Origin of the sequence: Bradyrhizobium sp., assembly GCF_028868675.1 — a bacterium.
Classification (GTDB): domain Bacteria; phylum Pseudomonadota; class Alphaproteobacteria; order Rhizobiales; family Xanthobacteraceae; genus Bradyrhizobium.
The window spans coordinates 1-16,913 of the sequence record NZ_JAGWUA010000005.1 but is presented as its reverse complement, the minus strand read 5'-3'; the positions used below and the strand labels follow the sequence as shown (position 1 = coordinate 16,913).

16 protein-coding genes are annotated in these 16,913 nt (G+C 66.5%); 4 read left to right on the top strand and 12 right to left on the bottom strand.

Annotation, left to right across the window (positions count from 1 at the left end):
* Window positions 1-63: 63 nt before the first annotated feature.
* Complete coding sequence (locus tag KGM94_RS01445; RefSeq protein ID WP_300254130.1) at window positions 64-1,752, bottom strand: diguanylate cyclase; 1,689 nt, start codon at window positions 1,750-1,752, stop codon at window positions 64-66.
* 108 nt (window positions 1,753-1,860) lie between these two features.
* On the opposite strand from KGM94_RS01445, the gene KGM94_RS01440 reads away from it, so the two are divergent.
* Entirely contained in the window at window positions 1,861-2,550 is a 690-nt protein-coding gene (locus KGM94_RS01440; RefSeq protein WP_300254192.1) for a YggS family pyridoxal phosphate-dependent enzyme, read from the top strand.
* Window positions 2,551-2,582: 32 nt separating this feature from the next.
* On the opposite strand, the gene KGM94_RS01435 is transcribed toward KGM94_RS01440, so the two are convergent.
* Entirely contained in the window at window positions 2,583-3,368 is a 786-nt protein-coding gene (locus tag KGM94_RS01435; protein ID WP_300254128.1) for a fumarylacetoacetate hydrolase family protein, read from the bottom strand.
* Window positions 3,369-3,373: 5 nt separating this feature from the next.
* On the bottom strand, window positions 3,374-3,943 hold the full coding sequence (locus tag KGM94_RS01430) for a L,D-transpeptidase family protein (protein WP_300254126.1): 570 nt from the start codon (window positions 3,941-3,943) through the stop codon (window positions 3,374-3,376).
* A gap of 201 nt (window positions 3,944-4,144) precedes the next feature.
* Here KGM94_RS01430 and KGM94_RS01425 point away from each other — a divergent pair, with 201 nt between their 5' ends.
* Complete coding sequence (locus KGM94_RS01425) at window positions 4,145-4,831, top strand: response regulator transcription factor (protein WP_300254124.1); 687 nt, start codon at window positions 4,145-4,147, stop codon at window positions 4,829-4,831.
* A gap of 74 nt (window positions 4,832-4,905) precedes the next feature.
* Window positions 4,906-5,349, top strand: a complete 444-nt coding sequence (locus KGM94_RS01420; RefSeq protein WP_300254122.1) for a cyclic nucleotide-binding domain-containing protein — start codon at window positions 4,906-4,908, stop codon at window positions 5,347-5,349.
* 81 nt (window positions 5,350-5,430) lie between these two features.
* On the opposite strand, the gene xth is transcribed toward KGM94_RS01420, so the two are convergent.
* The 4 genes from xth to KGM94_RS01400 all read right to left on the bottom strand — a co-directional run bounded on the left by xth (window position 5,431) and on the right by KGM94_RS01400 (window position 10,976).
* Window positions 5,431-6,246, bottom strand: coding sequence for an exodeoxyribonuclease III (xth, locus tag KGM94_RS01415; RefSeq protein ID WP_300254120.1), 816 nt, complete (start codon window positions 6,244-6,246; stop codon window positions 5,431-5,433).
* A 128-nt stretch (window positions 6,247-6,374) separates the two neighbouring features.
* Complete coding sequence (locus KGM94_RS01410) at window positions 6,375-7,151, bottom strand: outer membrane lipoprotein carrier protein LolA (protein WP_300254119.1); 777 nt, start codon at window positions 7,149-7,151, stop codon at window positions 6,375-6,377.
* Window positions 7,152-7,304: 153 nt separating this feature from the next.
* Complete coding sequence (locus tag KGM94_RS01405; RefSeq protein ID WP_300254118.1) at window positions 7,305-9,752, bottom strand: DNA translocase FtsK; 2,448 nt, start codon at window positions 9,750-9,752, stop codon at window positions 7,305-7,307.
* A 9-nt stretch (window positions 9,753-9,761) separates the two neighbouring features.
* On the bottom strand, window positions 9,762-10,976 hold the full coding sequence (locus KGM94_RS01400) for an aminotransferase class I/II-fold pyridoxal phosphate-dependent enzyme (RefSeq protein ID WP_300254116.1): 1,215 nt from the start codon (window positions 10,974-10,976) through the stop codon (window positions 9,762-9,764).
* A gap of 323 nt (window positions 10,977-11,299) precedes the next feature.
* Between KGM94_RS01400 and KGM94_RS01395 the strand changes: the two genes are divergently transcribed.
* The gene (locus tag KGM94_RS01395) at window positions 11,300-12,085 is read left to right on the top strand and encodes a GGDEF domain-containing protein (RefSeq protein ID WP_300254115.1); all 786 of its coding nucleotides are present in this window, start codon (window positions 11,300-11,302) and stop codon (window positions 12,083-12,085) included.
* 97 nt (window positions 12,086-12,182) lie between these two features.
* Here KGM94_RS01395 and KGM94_RS01390 read toward each other — a convergent pair whose 3' ends face one another.
* From KGM94_RS01390 to KGM94_RS01370, 5 genes are all read right to left on the bottom strand, one after another.
* On the bottom strand, window positions 12,183-12,587 hold the full coding sequence (locus tag KGM94_RS01390; RefSeq protein WP_300254114.1) for a GFA family protein: 405 nt from the start codon (window positions 12,585-12,587) through the stop codon (window positions 12,183-12,185).
* A 218-nt stretch (window positions 12,588-12,805) separates the two neighbouring features.
* Window positions 12,806-14,254 (bottom strand): ammonium transporter, encoded by a 1,449-nt coding sequence (locus tag KGM94_RS01385; RefSeq protein WP_300254113.1) that lies wholly within the window; start codon window positions 14,252-14,254, stop codon window positions 12,806-12,808.
* A gap of 38 nt (window positions 14,255-14,292) precedes the next feature.
* Window positions 14,293-14,631, bottom strand: a complete 339-nt coding sequence (locus tag KGM94_RS01380) for a P-II family nitrogen regulator (RefSeq protein WP_300254112.1) — start codon at window positions 14,629-14,631, stop codon at window positions 14,293-14,295.
* A gap of 313 nt (window positions 14,632-14,944) precedes the next feature.
* Complete coding sequence (locus KGM94_RS01375) at window positions 14,945-16,252, bottom strand: ammonium transporter (protein WP_300254111.1); 1,308 nt, start codon at window positions 16,250-16,252, stop codon at window positions 14,945-14,947.
* 85 nt (window positions 16,253-16,337) lie between these two features.
* Entirely contained in the window at window positions 16,338-16,676 is a 339-nt protein-coding gene (locus KGM94_RS01370) for a P-II family nitrogen regulator (protein ID WP_300254110.1), read from the bottom strand.
* Between the last annotated feature and the right edge of the window lie 237 nt (window positions 16,677-16,913).

The following is a 16,913-nucleotide window of genomic DNA, read 5'->3' as shown; positions in this document are numbered from 1 at the left end:
CCACAAAAGGGGCTCGGGGGTCAACGCCCGGGACGGCCGAAAAGGCCCAGGGAAGGGCGGCGGCTAGCCCGCCATCGCGATGCCGGCGCGGACCGGCACCACGCCGTGCTCGACCACCATGTTCCGGCCGCGGTGCTTTGCGGCGTAGAGGGCGGCGTCGGCCGCCTCGATCAGGTCGCCCGGACGCAAGGTCTCGTTCGGACGGGTCGCGGCGACGCCGATGCTGACGCTCACGATCATGTGCTCGGAGGTGATGTGCGGCAGGCAGAGCTGCAGCACGGCGGCGCGCACCTTCTCGCCGATCTCGGCGGCCTGCGCCAGGTCGGCGTTCGGTAGCAACAGGCAGAACTCCTCGCCGCCATAGCGGGCCGCAAAGCCCAAAGTGTCGGCGGCGATCCCGGACAGCGTCTCGCCGATTCTGGTCAGGCAGGAATCGCCTTCGAGGTGGCCGTAGGTGTCGTTGAACAGCTTGAAATGATCGACGTCGATCATCAGCAGCGACAGCTCGCTGTGATGCTGCTGCGCCCGCATCCAGTCGAAATCGAGCCGGCTCTGGAAGCCGCGGCGGTTGGCGAGCCCCGAGAGCATGTCGATCGAGGCCATCACGGTCAGGCGGTCGTTGCTGGCGACCAGCTCGCGCTCGCGCTGGCCGAGTTGGGCTGCCATGGCGTTGAAGGCGCGCGCGAGCGGCACGAATTCGGAAGGCAGGCGATTGCGCGCGGCGCGCGCCGACAGGTCGCCCTCGCCGAAGCGCTTGGCCATGTCGGCCAGCATCTCGATCGGCTTGATCACGAGTTTTTCGGCGGCGATCAGCGCGCCGAGCAGGACGAAGACGACGACGAAGGCGAGCTGCAGATAGGCGGTGCGGATGTCGCGGCTGACGGCGGCGGAGACCTTGTCCTCGTCGATGCTGGCGATCAGGCGCGCATTGGTGCCGGCGATGCGGATGAAGCTGACCGCGCGCCTGGAGCCGTCGGCCGCCATGAAGGACAGCGATCCCTCGTCCTGGTCCGAGCGCAGCGCCATGTCGGAGATCGCCGCCATCAGCGGGATGTTGTCGAGCGGGCGCCCGACAGCGCTGCGCTGGTCGGCGGGGGCCGCGAGCACCGTGCCCGCGCTGTCGACCAGCACGGCGGAGATGCCGGGCCGGCCGCCCAGATTGTACATGATCTTCGACATCCACTCGAGGTTCACGGTGGCGAGCACGACGGCGTCGGATTCGCCCGACAGCGCCGAGACCGGGTAGACCGCCATGACGGTCGGCGTCTGCGCGGGACGCGCGAGCAGGAAGTCGGACAGCACGAAGCGGCCGGTCTCCTGCGCCTGCTGGAAATACGGCCGGTCGCTCAGATCGAGGCCGACATACATGTTGTTGGTGGAGCACTGGATGCGTCCGTCCTGGCCGGCGATCAGCAGCGTGCGGATCCACGGCAGGCTGGTCGGCAGGCTCGCGCGCAGCACGTCGCAACTGCGGCTGACGCCGCCGATCGAGGCGCGGATGAAGGCTTCCGATTTCAGGATGGTCTCGACCGAGGAGATGACCTCCCGCTGCGCGTCCGCGCTGTGCCGCGCCACGGTGGTGAATTCGACCGTGGCCTGCGCGATCTGCTTGCCGCGCGCTTCCTCGAGCGAACGGATGCGCTCGAACATCAGGGGCGCAACCAGGATCACGGCCAGCAGGGCCAGCCTGGCCCGGATGCCGAGAACCTGCTTGAGTTTCACGCGCTTGCGGTTGAGACTGACGTTTGCCATTTTCGTTACCCACCCCCGCGCGCAAGGTAGGCCGAAGGGTTCAAGAACCCTTTCTTGAACTGGGTAAAATTGGAACTACCTCCGTACTATCACGGTCGATCGGACATCATGACAGCAACGAACACCGCGCCGTTAACCGGGCATTCACCAAATGCGCTCGCCGCGGTGGAGCGGGAGGTCGCGCGGGCCTGCGCCGATGCGCGGCGCGATCGCGCCTCGGTGACGCTGATCGCGGTCTCCAAGACCTTCGCGGCCGATGCGATTTCACCGGTGATCGCCGCCGGACAACGCGTTTTCGGTGAAAATCGCGTGCAGGAAGCCAAGGGAAAGTGGCCGGCGTTGATGTCCGCTTACCCCGATATCCGGCTGCACCTGATCGGGCCGCTGCAGTCCAACAAGGCGAAAGAGGCGGTCGCGCTGTTCGACGCCATCCATTCGGTCGACCGCCCGAGCATTTGCCAGGCCTTAGCCAAGGAAATCGAATCCCAGAACAGGCACCCGGAACTGTTCGTCCAGATCAACATCGGCGAGGAGCCGCAGAAGGCCGGCGTCGCGCCCGGCGACGCCGACGCGTTCCTCGCGCGCTGCCGCGACGATTATGGTTTGCGGATCTCCGGACTGATGTGCATCCCCCCGGTAGACGAGCCGCCGGCCGCGCATTTCGCGCTGACCGCCAAGATCGCCGCGCGCAACGGGCTGGAGAATCTCTCGATGGGCATGAGCGCGGATTTCGCCACCGCCATCATGCTCGGCGCCACGCATATCCGCGTCGGCTCGGCGATCTTCGGGCATCGCTAGCCTGACATCGCAGCAGGCTATCTTGTGGCGTCCTACTCGAACTTCACCGATACTTTTCCGAGCACGCCGAAATCCGCCGCGAGACGATCGCCCGCCGCGATCGGCAGCGGCGGATGGCAGGTGCCTGTCGTCACCACCTCCCCCGCCCGGAGCGTGATGCCGAGCGCGCGCAATTCGTTGGCGAGCCAGGCGAGCGCGACGCGGGGATCGCCGAGCACGTTCCTGCCGTGGCCGACATGGCGCTGGCCGCGCAGCGTGATCTCCGGCCGCTCCTCCACGAGATCGCGCGCGCGCCAGTCCGCCGTCGTCGGCGAACCCAGCACGAACAGATGCGCGCAGGCGTTGTCGGCGATGAGCTGCGCTTCTCCGGCGCTGACGAAATCGGCAAAGCGCGAGTCCGGGATTTCGATCGCGGGATGCAGCGTGGCGACCGCGGCAAGCACCTCCGCGACGCTGTAGGCTGATGCGCGCGGCGGCAGATCGCGGCCCATGCGGAAGGCGAATTCGGGCTCGCCCACCCGCATCTCGTTGCCCTTCATCGAGGCGGTGCCGCCATCGGCGATGACGGTCTCGGCCAAAATGCGTCCGGCCATCGGCCCAGCGACGTTGATGTGCTTCTGCCCGGCTTCGCTGGTCGCCGCGATCTTCCAGCCGAACGGCTTCTCGTTCGAGCGGGATTCGAGCGCGGCCTGGATGGCATAGCCGTCCGCGCGATCGCGCGGCTGCAGCGGCGCCTCGAGTGCATCAAGCTTGGTACCGGCCTGCCAGTGGCCGTAGAGGATACGCGAGGCGGCGGCGATCTGGTCGTTGTTCAGCATGGTCCTCACCCGACGATGATCCTGGTGCGCGGCCCCATTCGCCGCAGCAATCGCAGCATCGCCGATTTCGTCATCGCGACACAGCCCGCGGTCGGACCGAAATTGTCGCGCGCGAGATGCAGGAACACCGCGCTGCCGCGGCCGGCAATGCGCGGCCGCGTATTGTGGTCGATCTCGACGATGAAATCGTAGAGATGGTCGGCGCGGGCGAGCCGGTCGCCGCCCTGCTCGCCCCCGCGTCGGATCGCGCGGTTGTAGTGGCGGTTGGTCGGGTCCTCGCACCAGGCATCCTCGGCGTCGATGGCGCGGACCGGCAAGTAGGTCTGCGGCCGGCTGTGGCGGTCCGCCCGCCACCACACTTGCCGCGGCCGGAAGGTGCCCCTCGGCGTGCCGCCGTCGCCCTCGCGCTTGTTGGCGCGGATGCCGCCCCGCCCGAGCGCCACGGGAATCGTCAGCGCGCCCGCCGTCAGCCAGCCCCGCCTGGGATTGCCGGCGGCCGGTCGGACGCGCAGCGCGGACAGCGGTCCGGCACACCGGCCTCTGATATAAGCATTTGATTGATCTATTGTTTTCATGCGAGATCGCAGTCCCGGCCGCATTACAGGACATTCATCGAAATGCCCTGCCATTTTGGGTTAGAGTGGTTCTGGCTTGTGAATCGGTAACAGCCCACTACTTCAACACGAACAACAATAAATCTGGCGACCCTCAACTTACCATCACGGCTCGAGCGCGGCCCGTCGCACGCGTCTGGCCGGACCGCAAAGGATGACCCCATGGCCAATGCCCGCAAGATCCTGATCGTGGATGACGATTCCGATCTGCGCGACACGCTGGTGGAGCAATTATCGCTGCACGAAGAGTTCGAAGCCTCCGGCGTCGACACCGGTGCCAAGGGGGCCAGCGCCGCCAAGGCCAACGCACCCGATCTGGTCCTGATGGATGTCGGCCTGCCCGACACCGACGGCCGCGAGGTCGTGCGCTCGCTGCGCAAGGGCGGCTTCAAGGCTCCGATCATCATGCTGACGGGCCACGACACCGACTCCGATACCATTCTGGGCCTGGAATCCGGGGCCAACGACTACGTCGCAAAACCCTTCCGCTTCGCCGTTCTGCTGGCGCGGATTCGCGCCCAGCTCCGCCAGCACGAAGCAAGCGAGGACGCGGTGTTCTCGGTCGGTCCCTACAGCTTCCGGCCGGGATCGAAGATGCTGACCGCTGCCAACGCCCGCAAGGTGCGACTGACGGAGAAGGAAACGGCCATCCTCCGCTTCCTCTATCGCGCCGGCCAGATGCCGGTGTCGCGCGAGACGCTGCTTCAGGAAGTCTGGGGTTACAATTCAGGCGTCACCACCCACACGCTGGAAACCCACATCTACCGGCTGCGCCAGAAGATCGAGAAGGACGCCGCCAATCCGGAGATCCTGGTCACGGAAGCCGGTGGCTACAAGCTGGTGCCGTGATACGCTCGAAGGACCCGCGATTCGTCGTAGAACCGGGTGTTTTTGAGCCTCGGTCCTGAATGCCTCGGTCCTGAATGTCGATCGAAGATGACGTAGCGCTGCTCGAGCGTGTCCCGACACTGCGCCTGTTGGGAGACGCCTCGCTGCGCATGCTGGCGATCGGCTCCGAGCAGCGCGGTTTCGCGCGCGGCGACACGCTGTTCAACCAGGGCGACGAGGCCGATGCCGGCTTCGTGGTTCAGCGCGGCGCGTTTCGGGTCGAGGACGGCGCCGGCGCCGAGATGATCGCAGGCCCCGGCGCGCTGATCGGCGAGCTCGCGCTGGTCGTGCCGATGAAGCGGCCCTCGAGCGCGGTCGCGCTGGAGCATTCCGCCGTCATCCGCATCGCCCGCAGCCTGTTCCAGCGCGTGCTGGAAAGCGATCCCGCCGCCGCGCGCCGCCTGCGCGACGAATTCGCGGTGCGCTCGAGCCAGATTGCCAGCGACATCCTGATGGCCGGCGGCAAGCTGAGCACGTGAGACGTCCCGTGCGAGCCGGCTTCGTAGTCTTGTAGCCCGGATTGCGCTTCGCTGCATCCGGGCTACGGGTGGCCCATGAGATCACACCTCCAGCGTCACCGTTACCGGCACGTGGTCAGATGGCCGCTCCCAGCCGCGGGCGTCGCGCAAGATCCTGAAATCGCTGACCGCGTCCTTCAGCGCGCGCGAGACCCAGATGTGGTCGAGGCGGCGGCCGCGGTCGCCCACGGTCCAGTCGGCGGCGCGGTAGCTCCACCACGTATAGACCTTCTCCGACATCGGGATGCGCTCGCGCGCGACGTCGATCCATTCGCCGGCCGACAGCGCGGCAAGCAGCTTTTCGCATTCCATCGGCGTGTGCGAGACCACCTTCAAGAGCTGCCTGTGCGACCAGACGTCGTTCTCGTGCGGCGCCACGTTGAGATCGCCGACCAGGATGTGGCGATCGTCGCCGCGCGGATGCAGCGGCTCGCAAGCCCGGAGCTCGTCGAGGAAGCGAAGCTTGTGGTCGAACTTTTCGTTGAGCGCCGGATCGGGAACGTCGCCGCCGGCCGGCACGTAGAAATTATGCACCACCAGCGGCTTTGCGATGTTCGCACGTTCACCGAAGGACACTGAAATGTGGCGCGAATCTACCTTGTCGCAGAAGGTACGGATGTCCTTGCTCTCGAACGGCAGCTTCGAGACGATGGCGACGCCGTGATAGCCCTTCTGCCCGTTCAGCGCGACGTGCTCATAGCCGAGCCGCTTGAAGCGCTTCAGCGGAAACGCATCGTCGATGCACTTTGTCTCCTGCAGGCACAGCACGTCCGGCCGTGCGCTCTTGATGAACTTCGCGACGAGATCGATGCGCAGCCGCACCGAATTGATGTTCCAGGTTGTCAGGGAAAGACGCATGGAAAATGCGTCTTAGCAAGCCCTGGTAGGGCGGGCAAAGGCGCAGAGCGCCGTGCCCACCATTTTCTGCCAGCTTGCGAAGAACGAGGTGAGCACGCTTCGCTTTGCCCACCCTACGGCAGTGGCCCTCAACCCGGCGGCGTGCCGTAATTGGTGAAGTCGATCTTGAACATGCCGGGATCGAGCTTCTTGGTGGAGTCGAGATTGTAGACCGCGACCGTGGTGTCGTAGCCCTGCGGATCGGTCACCGTCCATTGCTTCAGCTGGCCGTCCTTGGCGCCGAACATCAGGAGCAGCCGGCTGGTGCCGATCAGCGCCTGCTTCTCCTCGATGGTGACGCTGACGAAGAGGTCGTCGGAAGCGACGCTGACGACGTTGGTGTCCCTCATCAGATCGATGCGATCCGACAGCAGGAAGCGCAGCGGCGTCTGCGACAGCGGATAGACGTCTTGCGTGGCGAGCTTGCGGTCGCGCACCACCAGCGAGGATCCGTCGGCGACGATGTCGATCGGATTCGGCGGATCGTATTCGAACCGCACCTTGCCCGGCTTCTGGATGTAGAAGTCGCCCTGCGTCTTGCTGCCGTCGGGACCGACCTGGACGAAATTCCCGACCAGCGTCTGCAGCGACGACAGATAGGCGCTGACCTTGGCCGCCTGCGCCTTCTGGCCGGCATCGAACGTCTGGAACAAATTGGTCGGCACGTTGCGGCGCGGATCGGGAATGACCGGATTGGGCGGCACCTGGGTCGCGCCCGTTGTCGTCGGTCCCCTCTGCGCGTCGGCGGCGCCCGCAGCTCCCGCCTCGCGGCCCTTCGGCGCCGGCTTCGGCACCGGCACGGCTTGCGCGAACGAGGTCGCGCTCGCTGCAGCCATCGAGGCGGTGAGAAGGAGCGCGCCCGCCATGCGCACGCCGCGCGCAGCAAGGCAGGCGGCGGATGTTTTCTGATTCCTGATCAACGCGTCGTCCTGTGTGGCTGGGCGCCCTTTTACCGTGGTTTCGGTGAAAAGCGGATATCGTTTTTGCGTGAAAATGATCCATTTCGAGGCCGGGCGGCCTCACATATGGCTGTCTTCTTCCTCGACCAGGATCTCGCGCTTGCCGGCGTGATTCGCCGGCCCGACGATGCCTTCCAGTTCCATGCGCTCCATCAGCGATGCCGCGCGGTTGTAGCCGATCTGCAGGCGGCGCTGGATGTAGCTGGTCGATGCCTTGCGGTCGCGCTTGACGATCGCAACCGCCTGCGTGAACAGGTCGCCGCCGCCGTCCGCGCCCATGCCGGTCGCGTCGAACACCGCGCCGTCCTCGTCCTCGCCGGGCTCTTCCGCGGTGACCGCCTCGAGATATTCCGGCTGTCCTTGCGTCTTGAGATGACGCACCACCTTCTCGACCTCCTCGTCGGAGGCGAACGGGCCGTGCACGCGGCTGATGCGGCCGCCGCCGGCCATGTAGAGCATGTCGCCCTGGCCGAGCAGCTGCTCGGCACCCATTTCGCCGAGGATGGTGCGGCTGTCGATCTTCGAGGTGACCTGGAAGGCGATGCGGGTCGGGAAGTTCGCCTTGATGGTGCCGGTGATGACGTCGACCGACGGACGCTGCGTGGCGAGAATCACGTGCAGGCCGGCGGCGCGCGCCATCTGCGCCAGCCGCTGTACCGCGCCCTCGATGTCCTTGCCCGCGACCATCATCAAGTCGGCCATCTCGTCGACGATGATGACGATGTAGGGCAGCGGATCGAGCGAGAGCTTCTCCTCCTCGTAGATCGCCTTGCCGGTCTCCTTGTCGAAGCCGGTATGCACGGTGCGCGTCGGCTCTTCGCCCCTGGCTTTCAACTCGAGCAGGCGCGTGTTGTAGCCGTCGATGTTGCGTACGCCGAGCTTGGCCATGTTCTTGTAGCGCTCCTCCATCTCGCGCACGGCCCATTTCAGCGCGACCACCGCTTTCTTCGGATCGGTGACGACGGGCGTGAGCAGATGGGGAATGCCGTCATAGACGGACAGCTCGAGCATCTTCGGATCGACCATGATCAGCCGGCACTGGTCGGGGCGCAGGCGGTAGACCAGGCTGAGGATCATGGTGTTGATGGCGACCGACTTGCCGGAGCCGGTGGTGCCGGCGATCAGCATGTGCGGCGTGCGCGCGAGATCGATGATGACGGGATCGCCGCCGATGGTCTTGCCGAGGCAGAGCGGCAGCTTCGCCACCGTCTCGGTCGCTTCCTTCGCCGTCAGGAGCTCGCGCAGATACACCTTCTCGCGATGCGCGTTCGGCAGCTCGATGCCGATGGCGTTGCGGCCGGGAACGACCGCGACGCGCGCCGACAACGCGCTCATGGAGCGGGCGATGTCGTCGGACAATCCGATCACGCGCGACGATTTGATGCCGGGTGCGGGCTCGAGCTCATACAGCGTGACCACCGGGCCCGGATGGGCCTTGACGATCTCGCCGCGCACGCCGAAATCGCCGAGCACGCCTTCGAGCGCGCGCGAATTGGCTTCCAGCTCGGCCTTGCTGAGCGGCTGGCGGTCGGTGGCCTTCGGCGCCGCGAGCATCGAGACGGAGGGAAGATCGAACTTGTCGCTGGCCTTCTTCGCGGCGGCGCGGGGCGCGGGTTTCTTGCGCGGGGTGCGCGCGGCCGGCGCCTCCTCCTCTTCCTCCTCGTCCTCTTCCTCGTCGTCGGTTTGCGGCGCGAGTGCAGGCGCATTGCGACCGCCGAGGCTGGGCTCCTGGCGATCGAACGATACCGCGTGCGGTTTCGGCGCGCTCGAGACCAGCGAGCGGTAAGCGGCGCCGATGAGCCAGCCGAGCCGTGCCTTCGCGCTCATCAGCGCATGGAACAGCCAGCCCAGCGACACCGAGCCGCGATCCTCGTCCGTCGCCTCGAACGGTGTGTCGTCATCCACGATCGGCGTGAGCTCCTCGTCGCGGGCGCGCGCACCGAGGCCGCAGGCGACGAGGAAGGTCGCGGCCGTCGCGACGAACAGGATGGCCCCGAGCGAGAGGCGGTAGATCGTGCCGGGCGGGCCGAAGATGACCGCCGGCGCGCGTACCAGGGCGTCGCCGACCACGCCGCCCAGCCCGGTCGGCAACGGCCATGCGCCGCCATGCGGCCAGCAACCGGCGAAGCCGGCCGCGATCACCGTGCAGAGCACCCAGGCGCCGAGCCGCAGCGCCTCGCGATCGAACGGACGATGGGTCAGCATCCGCCAGCCCCACACCGCGACCGGCAGGATCAGCATGATCGCGCCGAGGCCGAAGATCTGCATCATGAGATCGGCGCCGATCGCGCCGGCATGGCCGAGGATGTTGCGGATCGGTCGCGCGGTCGCGTGGCTGAGGCTCGGATCCAGCACCGACCAGGTCATCAGCGCGCTCGCGGCGACACCGGACAGCGCGATCAGGCCGAGGCCCGCGAGCTCGCGGAAGCGCCGCGCCAGCGCGTCGCGAACCGACGGCGGCAGGTGAGCGACCAGCGGGATGACACGTTCGATCGTCGACATGCTCATGGGGATTGCCTAACCCAGCGTCTCGACCAGGCGGTGCAGCGCCTCGGCGGTGGTCTCGCCGTCCTGCACCAGCGCGAGGCGGATGAACCCCGCCCCCGGATTGAAGCCGTCCGGCTGCAGCCGCGCCAGATAGCTCCCCGGCACGACGCGTACGCCGCCTTCCCTGTAGAGCTTGACGGTCACCGCCTCGTCGCCGCCGAGCGCGGAGACGTCGAGCCAGACGCAGAAGCCGGCGTCGGGCCGGCGATAGCCGTAGCGATTGCCGAGAATCTGGTCGGCGAGATCGAACTTGATGCGATAGAGCCGGCGGTTCTCCTCGACATGCGCCTCGTCGCCATAGGCGACCGTTGCGACGTGCTGCAGCGGCACCGGCACCTGCGGCGCGGCCACGTTGCGCAGCTCGTGAAACATGTTGAGAAACGTCTTGTCGCCGGCCGCGAAGCCGACGCGCAGGCCCGGCAGGTTCGAGCGCTTCGACAACGACTGGAAGGCGACGACGCGGGCGAAGTCGGGGCCGGCGCATTCGAGCGCGCTGCCGGGCGCCTCCTTGGTGTAGACTTCCGAATAGCACTCGTCGCTGAGGATGACGAAGCCGAAACGGTCGGCGAGAGCCTTCAGCTTCGTGAAGTAGCCGCGCGTGGCGACCGAGCCTTGCGGGTTGGCGGGCGAAGCGATGTAGAACGCGACCGTGCGCGCCAGCGTCGCCTCGTCGATGGCGTCGAGGTCGGGCAGGAAGCCGTTTTCGACCGTGGTCGGCAGATAGACTTGCTCGCAGCCGGCGGCGCGGGCGCCGGCGCCGTAGACCGGATAGAACGGATTCGGCATCAGGATCGCCGGCCTGCCACGGCGCTCGCCGACATAGCGCACGGCGGTCAGCGCGGCGAAAAACAAGCCCTCGCGGCTGCCGTTCAGCACCAGCACCTCGCTGTCGGGGTCGACCGGTCGCGGCAGGCGGAAGCGATGGCCGAGCCAGCTTGCGGCGGCTTTCCGGAACGGCTCGATGCCCTTGGCGAGGGGATAGCGCCCGAAATCGGCGACATGCTTGGCCAGCACCGGCCCGACGAAGTCCGGCACCGGATGCTGCGGCTCGCCAAGCGACAGCGTTATCAAAGGCTTACCGGGCTGATGGGGCGCCAGCAGCTCGGTCAGCCGGATGAAGGGCGAGCGCTCGGTCTCGGAGCTTCCACCGCCCTGCGGCGCACGGGATGAAGCGGTCATAGCCATACGTTGGGCGCCAGCACTGTTGAACTGAACTCTTGGAACTGCCGGTCGCATGTGAAACCGGGCCGGAAGCGGTTCAGTTCACCATAGATAGGGCGAGGTTAAGACGCGATTAACCATCGGCCGGCCCATCCGTCCAGAGCCGACTATTTCCGTCGATGACAACGGGATGCGGCCTCGCGACGGTTGCGCCGGCAATCTCGTTTTCCCTGCATTTTAGCCGCCTGCGTCGCGCAACGTTAACCGCCGGATTCAAGAACGTCGCCACCTTAGCGGTTCGCAATCAGGCGCGGTGCTATGCCCTTCCGCGACAGCGGGGGCGGGGCATGGCCACTCAAATCTCGACGCATGGCGATGTCCTTCGCCACACCGGCAAGCGCGCGGCGATCGCCGCCGGGCTGACCATCGTCATGACCGCGATCACGCTGCTTGCGGATCTCGGCACCAATTTCGACGCGACCGTGAGCGTCGGCCACATCCTCTGCTTCAGCCTCGCCGTTGCGACTCTCATCTCGATCTCGCTGTCGGCCGCGCTGAGCTATCGTTCGGCGCGGCTGATGCGGGACCTGACGGTGACCCGCAGCGAGCTGTCGCGCATCTCGCAGACCGACCAGCTCACCGGATTGTTCAACCGGCGCGGCTTCGACGATGCGGCCGTCCTGGCGCTGACCTCCGCGCGGAAGCGCGCGGTGCCGGTGATGGTGTTCCTGTGCGACATCGACCATTTCAAGTCGATCAACGACCGCTTCGGCCACGAGGCCGGCGACAACGTGCTGGTCGAGATCGCCGGCGTGCTGCGGCGGCTCGCCAAGGACGAGGGCGCGCTCGTCGCGCGCTATGGCGGCGAGGAATTTGCCGGCCTCGTGGTCGGCGCCACCCGCGATCAGGCCGAGCAATATGCCGAGCAGCTCCGGACCGCCTGTTCGGCGCGCGAAATCCCGATCGGCTCGCATCTGGAGCGGGTGACCATCAGCATCGGCTTCACGGTCTCCTGCGCCGACGCCGATCTTGCCGAACTGATGCGGATCGCCGACCGCGCGCTGTACGCCGCCAAGCGCCGCGGCCGCGACCGGGTGGTCGAGGCCGACGCGCGTTCGCTGGTCGCCGCCTGAGCGCGTTGAATCGGCCGGCCTCGCGGGCCTCGGTACCTCTCTCAAGGGAGAGGCAAGTTTCCGATGCTGCTGCAGTTCGGCCTCATCCCGTCACGATCTATCGTCCCGGCAGTCTCTCGAACGCCGCCAGTCCCGCCGGGATCTGGTGGAAGGGCTGCTTGTCGATCGTGTAGATCGCCATCTGCGGCTGGAATTGCGCCGGTTCGTCCAGCGTGCCGACCTTGACGACCGCCATCGGCAGGCCGGGCACCCGCGTCACCACATGCGTGCCGCACTCGGGGCAGAATTCCCGAGTGACCGCCCGCTCGAGGTCGCTGCGCGTGAACTGCCTGGGCTGGCCGGCGACGTAGCTGAAGCCGGCCGCCGGCATCGCGATGAACGTGTTGGGCGAGCCGCCGGTGATGTATTGGCATTCCCGGCAATGGCATTGCGCCTGCATCATCGGCTCGCCCTCGGCCACGTAGCGCACCTTGCCGCAATAGCATCCGCCTTCAAGTCGCATGGCGACCTCCCCTCGTTGTGGTTGTTGTGGCCGCCATTTCTGCGCCGGCAGCCGCGCTTGGCAATCCCCTTTCTTGCCCTTTCTCTTGAGCGCACGGCAAAAAGAAAAGGGCTCCAGCTTGCGCTGGAGCCCCTCAACGGTCGGGGCATTGCCGGGTATGTGCCCAAACCGAAGTTTTGGATGCAGTCCGGTCGGGAGCCGCATCCCGGGAGGAACAGTCACATGTTGTAGGCGCGCTCGGTGTGCTCGGTGATGTCGAGGCCTTCACGCTCGGTCTCGACATTGGCGCGCAGGCCGACGATCACGTCGACGACCTTGTAGAGGATCGCCGAGCCGAGGCCCGACCACACCAGCGTGGTGCAGACGCCGGTAGCCTGTGCGATCATCTGCGCCGCGAAGTCGTAGTCGGCGACCTTGGGCGGGATCGCTGTGTAGTCGACGATGCCGGCGCCGCCGAGCGCCGGGTTGACCAGGATGCCGGTGCCGATCGCGCCGACGATGCCGCCGACGCAGTGCACGCCGAACACGTCGAGCGAGTCGTCATAGCCGAGCGCATTCTTCACCACGGTGCAGAAGAACAGGCAGACGACGCCGACGATGAGCCCGAGCACAATCGCGCCCATCGGACCGGCATAGCCGGCCGCAGGGGTGACCGCGACGAGGCCCGCGACCGCGCCGGAGAGCGCGCCGAGCACCGAGGGATGGCCCTTCAGGATCCACTCCGCGAACATCCACGACAGCGCGGCGGCGGCGGTGGCGACGAAGGAGTTGGTCATGGCGAGCGCGGCGCCGCCATTGGCTTCGAGGTTGGAGCCGGCGTTGAAGCCGAACCAGCCGACCCAGAGCAGCGAGGCGCCGATCATGGTCATGGTCAGCGAGTGCGGGGCCATCAGCTCCTTGCCGTAGCCGGTGCGCTTGCCGATCAGGAGCGCGCCGACGAGGCCGGCGATGCCCGCGTTGATGTGCACCACGGTGCCGCCCGCGAAGTCGATCGCGCCCTTCTTGAAGACCCAGCCGGCGTCGGCGTTGATCTCGTCGAGCCTGGCCTGCGCCGCGGCCTTCGCCGCCGCGTCGGTCGCGGCCGCCAACGCCTTCGCCGCATCCTGGATCGCGTCCGGTCCCGGCCAGTACCAGACCATGTGCGCGATCGGGAAGTAGATCAGCGTGACCCAGAGCGGGATGAACAGCGCGACCGCCGAGAACTTCATGCGCTCGGCGAAGGCGCCGACGATCAGCGCCGGCGTGATCGCCGCGAAGGTCATCTGGAAGCAGACATAGACGAGCTCCGAGATGTTGGCGTCGACGCTGAAGGTCGCCACCCTGGAGTCCGTCGTGATGCCCATCAGAAAGGCCTTGGAAAAGCCGCCGATGAAGTCGGAGCCGCCGGTGAAGGCGAGGCTGTAGCCGTAGAGGGCCCAGAGCACGGTGACGACGCAGACCGTGTAGAACACCTGCGCGAGCACGGAGAGCATGTTCTTGGAGCGGACGAGGCCGCCGTAGAACAGTGCAAGGCCCGGGATGGTCATCAACAGCACCAGCACCGTCGATGTCAGCATCCAGGCGTTGTCGCCCTTGTTCACGGTCGGCGCGGCACAGGCTGCGGTCGCAGCGAACATGCCGACTGCGAGGGCCGCCAATCCCGCGCCATAGGGACGCTTGAACGTCATTTTCATTTACTCCTGATGGGATGAGGTTGAGCGCGAAATCAGAGGGCCGCGGCGTCGGCCTCGCCGGTGCGGATGCGGACCGCATGGTCGAGACCGATGACGAAGATCTTGCCGTCGCCGATCTGTCCGGTCTTGGCCGCGGACGTGATGGCGTCGATCGTCTTGTCGACCTGCTCGGTGGCGACGGCGACCTCGATCTTGATCTTGGGCAGGAAGCTCACGGCGTATTCGGCGCCGCGATAGATTTCCGTGTGGCCCTTCTGGCGGCCATATCCCTTGACTTCCGTCACCGTGAGACCGTGAACGCCGATGGCGGTCAGGGCATCACGGACTTCTTCCAGCTTGAATGGCTTGATGATCGCCATAACGATTTTCATGGGTCCTATCCCCGCTTGGGCCCGATCCGGACATGGCCGGGCGCTCTCGACTGGTTCGCCACGAGGAGAAGGGATCACTACGCGGGCACAGCCGGGACCCGTAGAATCAAATGCCGTGCCAGATCGCTCGACATCGTCTAACGGTTTATGAAATCGGGGCTTTTCGCGCTCCCCCTGGATCGGGACGCAGTGCGCTGTTACGTCGCGCTCAAAACGTCATCGTGCCTGCCTACGGTTTGGGCAGGCTGAACTGCCGACACGTTGTTGCTCACGTGTCGGGCAGGCGTCGGTTTTAAAATACCGTTTGAAGACTCTATTGCAGCGCTTCGCCGTGCTGGGTGATGTCGAGGCCTTCGAGTTCCTGCTCGCGGGACACGCGCAAGGGGACGAACAGCCCGACCAGCTTCAGCAGGACGAAGGTCGCTGCCCCCGACCAGAGGAAGGTGACCGCGATCCCGTAGAGCTGGGTCAGCACCTGCTGCGGATGACCCTCGAGCAGGCCGCCGGTGCCGCCGATCGAGGCTGTGGCGAACACGCCGCAGAGCAGGGTTCCGGTCAGCCCGCCGATGCCGTGCACGCCGAACACGTCGAGCGAATCGTCGTAGCGGAAGCGCAGCTTCAGCCAGGTACAGGCCCAGTAGCAGATCAGGCCGGCGACGATGCCGATGACGATGCCGTGCCAGGGCGCCACGAAGCCCGAGGCCGGCGTGATCGTGCCGAGACCGGCCACCGCGCCCGAGATCATGCCGAGCACCGAGGGCTTGCGCCGCGTCGACCATTCGATCGCGCCCCAGGTCGCTGCGCCGGCGCAGGCCGCCAGGTGCGTGGCGGTGATCGCCATGACCGCGCGCGAATTGGCCGCCAGCGCCGAGCCGCCGTTGAAGCCGAACCAGCCCACCCACAACAGTCCCGTGCCCATCACCGCCAGCGACAGGTCGAAGGGCGACAGGTTGTCGGTGCCGTAGCCGTGACGGCGGCCCATCATCATCGCCGCCACCAGGCCCCCGGTGCCCGCCGACAGATGCACGACCAGCCCGCCGGCGAAATCCAGCACGCCCGCGCTGTTGAGGAAACCGCCGCCCCATACCCAGTGCGCGAGCGGAATGTAGACGAAGATGAACCAGCCGACCGAGAACAGCACATAGGCGGAGAAGCGCATGCGGTCGGCGACGGAGCCTGCGACCAGCGCCACCGTGATGATGGCAAAGGTCATCTGATACAGCATGAACAGCGCCTCGGGGATCGTCTTGGCGCCCGGATTCACGCTGTCCATGGCCATGCCGGCGAGGAACCAGCGGTCCAGCGTGCCGAGCCACGGGCCGTCGCCGACGAAGGCGAGCGAATAGCCGAACGCGACCCAGAGGATGGAGATCAGCACCACGGCGGCGAGGCTCTGCGCCATGGTCGCCAGCACGTTCTTCTTGCGCACCATGCCCGAATAGAACAGCGCGAGCCCGGGGATGGTCATCATCAGGACCAGCGCGGTCGCAACCGTCATCCAGGCGGTGTCGGCGGCGCTGATCTCGCTTGCCGCGGCGTGCGCCGGCGTCACGAGCGAGAATGCGAACGCGAGTCCAGTCGGCGCAGCCATCGTTGCCGCGCGGCGCGAGTGAGCCGCCATGTCGTGGTCCCCCAGCAAGAGAGGCCGGCCGCCCCGTGACGTCGCCGCCAAATGCGATCGACGAACGGTGCGATCGACGAAAAGGTCAGAGCGCGTCGGCGTCGGTTTCGCCGGTGCGGATGCGCAGGGCGTGGTCGATCGGGGTCACGAAGATCTTGCCGTCCCCGATCTGCCCGGTGCGCGCCGTCGAGGTGATCACCTCGACCGCCTTCTCCGCGATGTCGGTCGGCACCGCGATTTCGATCCGCAGTTTCGGCAGGAAGTTCACGACATATTCGGCGCCGCGATAGATTTCGGTGTGGCCCTTCTGGCGGCCATAGCCCTTTACCTCGGTCACGGTCATGCCGTGGACGCCGATCGACGTCAGCGCCTGGCGCACCTCGTCGAGCTTGAAGGGTTTGATGATCGCGACGACGAGTTTCATGGTCAGGCCTGTCTTCCCGGGCTTCGCCGACGCAGCACGCATGGGCGCTGCGTCAATTTGGCATCTTTACGGGCAATTGGCACAAAAAACTTGCAGTTTGAAGGGGGAAAACGCGAGGCGCGATGAGCCATGCGAACCCCGCCTCTGTACAGTGCATGGGGTTGTTCCGCAGAATTGCCGTTTGGGCCGGATCGGGTGAACCTGGCTGTCCCATTCGGCACATAAGTCTAGGTCAGG

Excerpts from the sequence above, each read along its gene's own strand:
- KGM94_RS01370 (WP_300254110.1), bottom strand. The coding sequence starts at position 16,676 with ATGAAACTCGTCGTCGCGATCATCAAACCCTTCAAGCTCGACGAGGTG.
- KGM94_RS01400 (WP_300254116.1), bottom strand. The coding sequence starts at position 10,976 with ATGGCTATGACCGCTTCATCCCGTGCGCCGCAGGGCGGTGGAAGCTCC.
- KGM94_RS01420 (WP_300254122.1), top strand. The coding sequence starts at position 4,906 with ATGTCGATCGAAGATGACGTAGCGCTGCTCGAGCGTGTCCCGACACTG.
- xth (WP_300254120.1), bottom strand. The coding sequence starts at position 6,246 with ATGCGTCTTTCCCTGACAACCTGGAACATCAATTCGGTGCGGCTGCGC.
- KGM94_RS01440 (WP_300254192.1), top strand. The coding sequence starts at position 1,861 with ATGACAGCAACGAACACCGCGCCGTTAACCGGGCATTCACCAAATGCG.
- KGM94_RS01430 (WP_300254126.1), bottom strand. The coding sequence starts at position 3,943 with ATGAAAACAATAGATCAATCAAATGCTTATATCAGAGGCCGGTGTGCC.
- KGM94_RS01395 (WP_300254115.1), top strand. The coding sequence starts at position 11,300 with ATGGCCACTCAAATCTCGACGCATGGCGATGTCCTTCGCCACACCGGC.
- KGM94_RS01410 (WP_300254119.1), bottom strand. The coding sequence starts at position 7,151 with ATGGCGGGCGCGCTCCTTCTCACCGCCTCGATGGCTGCAGCGAGCGCG.
- KGM94_RS01390 (WP_300254114.1), bottom strand. The coding sequence starts at position 12,587 with ATGCGACTTGAAGGCGGATGCTATTGCGGCAAGGTGCGCTACGTGGCC.
- KGM94_RS01445 (WP_300254130.1), bottom strand. The coding sequence starts at position 1,752 with ATGGCAAACGTCAGTCTCAACCGCAAGCGCGTGAAACTCAAGCAGGTT.
- KGM94_RS01385 (WP_300254113.1), bottom strand. The coding sequence starts at position 14,254 with ATGACGTTCAAGCGTCCCTATGGCGCGGGATTGGCGGCCCTCGCAGTC.
- KGM94_RS01435 (WP_300254128.1), bottom strand. The coding sequence starts at position 3,368 with ATGCTGAACAACGACCAGATCGCCGCCGCCTCGCGTATCCTCTACGGC.
- KGM94_RS01425 (WP_300254124.1), top strand. The coding sequence starts at position 4,145 with ATGGCCAATGCCCGCAAGATCCTGATCGTGGATGACGATTCCGATCTG.
- KGM94_RS01380 (WP_300254112.1), bottom strand. The coding sequence starts at position 14,631 with ATGAAAATCGTTATGGCGATCATCAAGCCATTCAAGCTGGAAGAAGTC.
- KGM94_RS01375 (WP_300254111.1), bottom strand. The coding sequence starts at position 16,252 with ATGGCGGCTCACTCGCGCCGCGCGGCAACGATGGCTGCGCCGACTGGA.
- KGM94_RS01405 (WP_300254118.1), bottom strand. The coding sequence starts at position 9,752 with ATGAGCATGTCGACGATCGAACGTGTCATCCCGCTGGTCGCTCACCTG.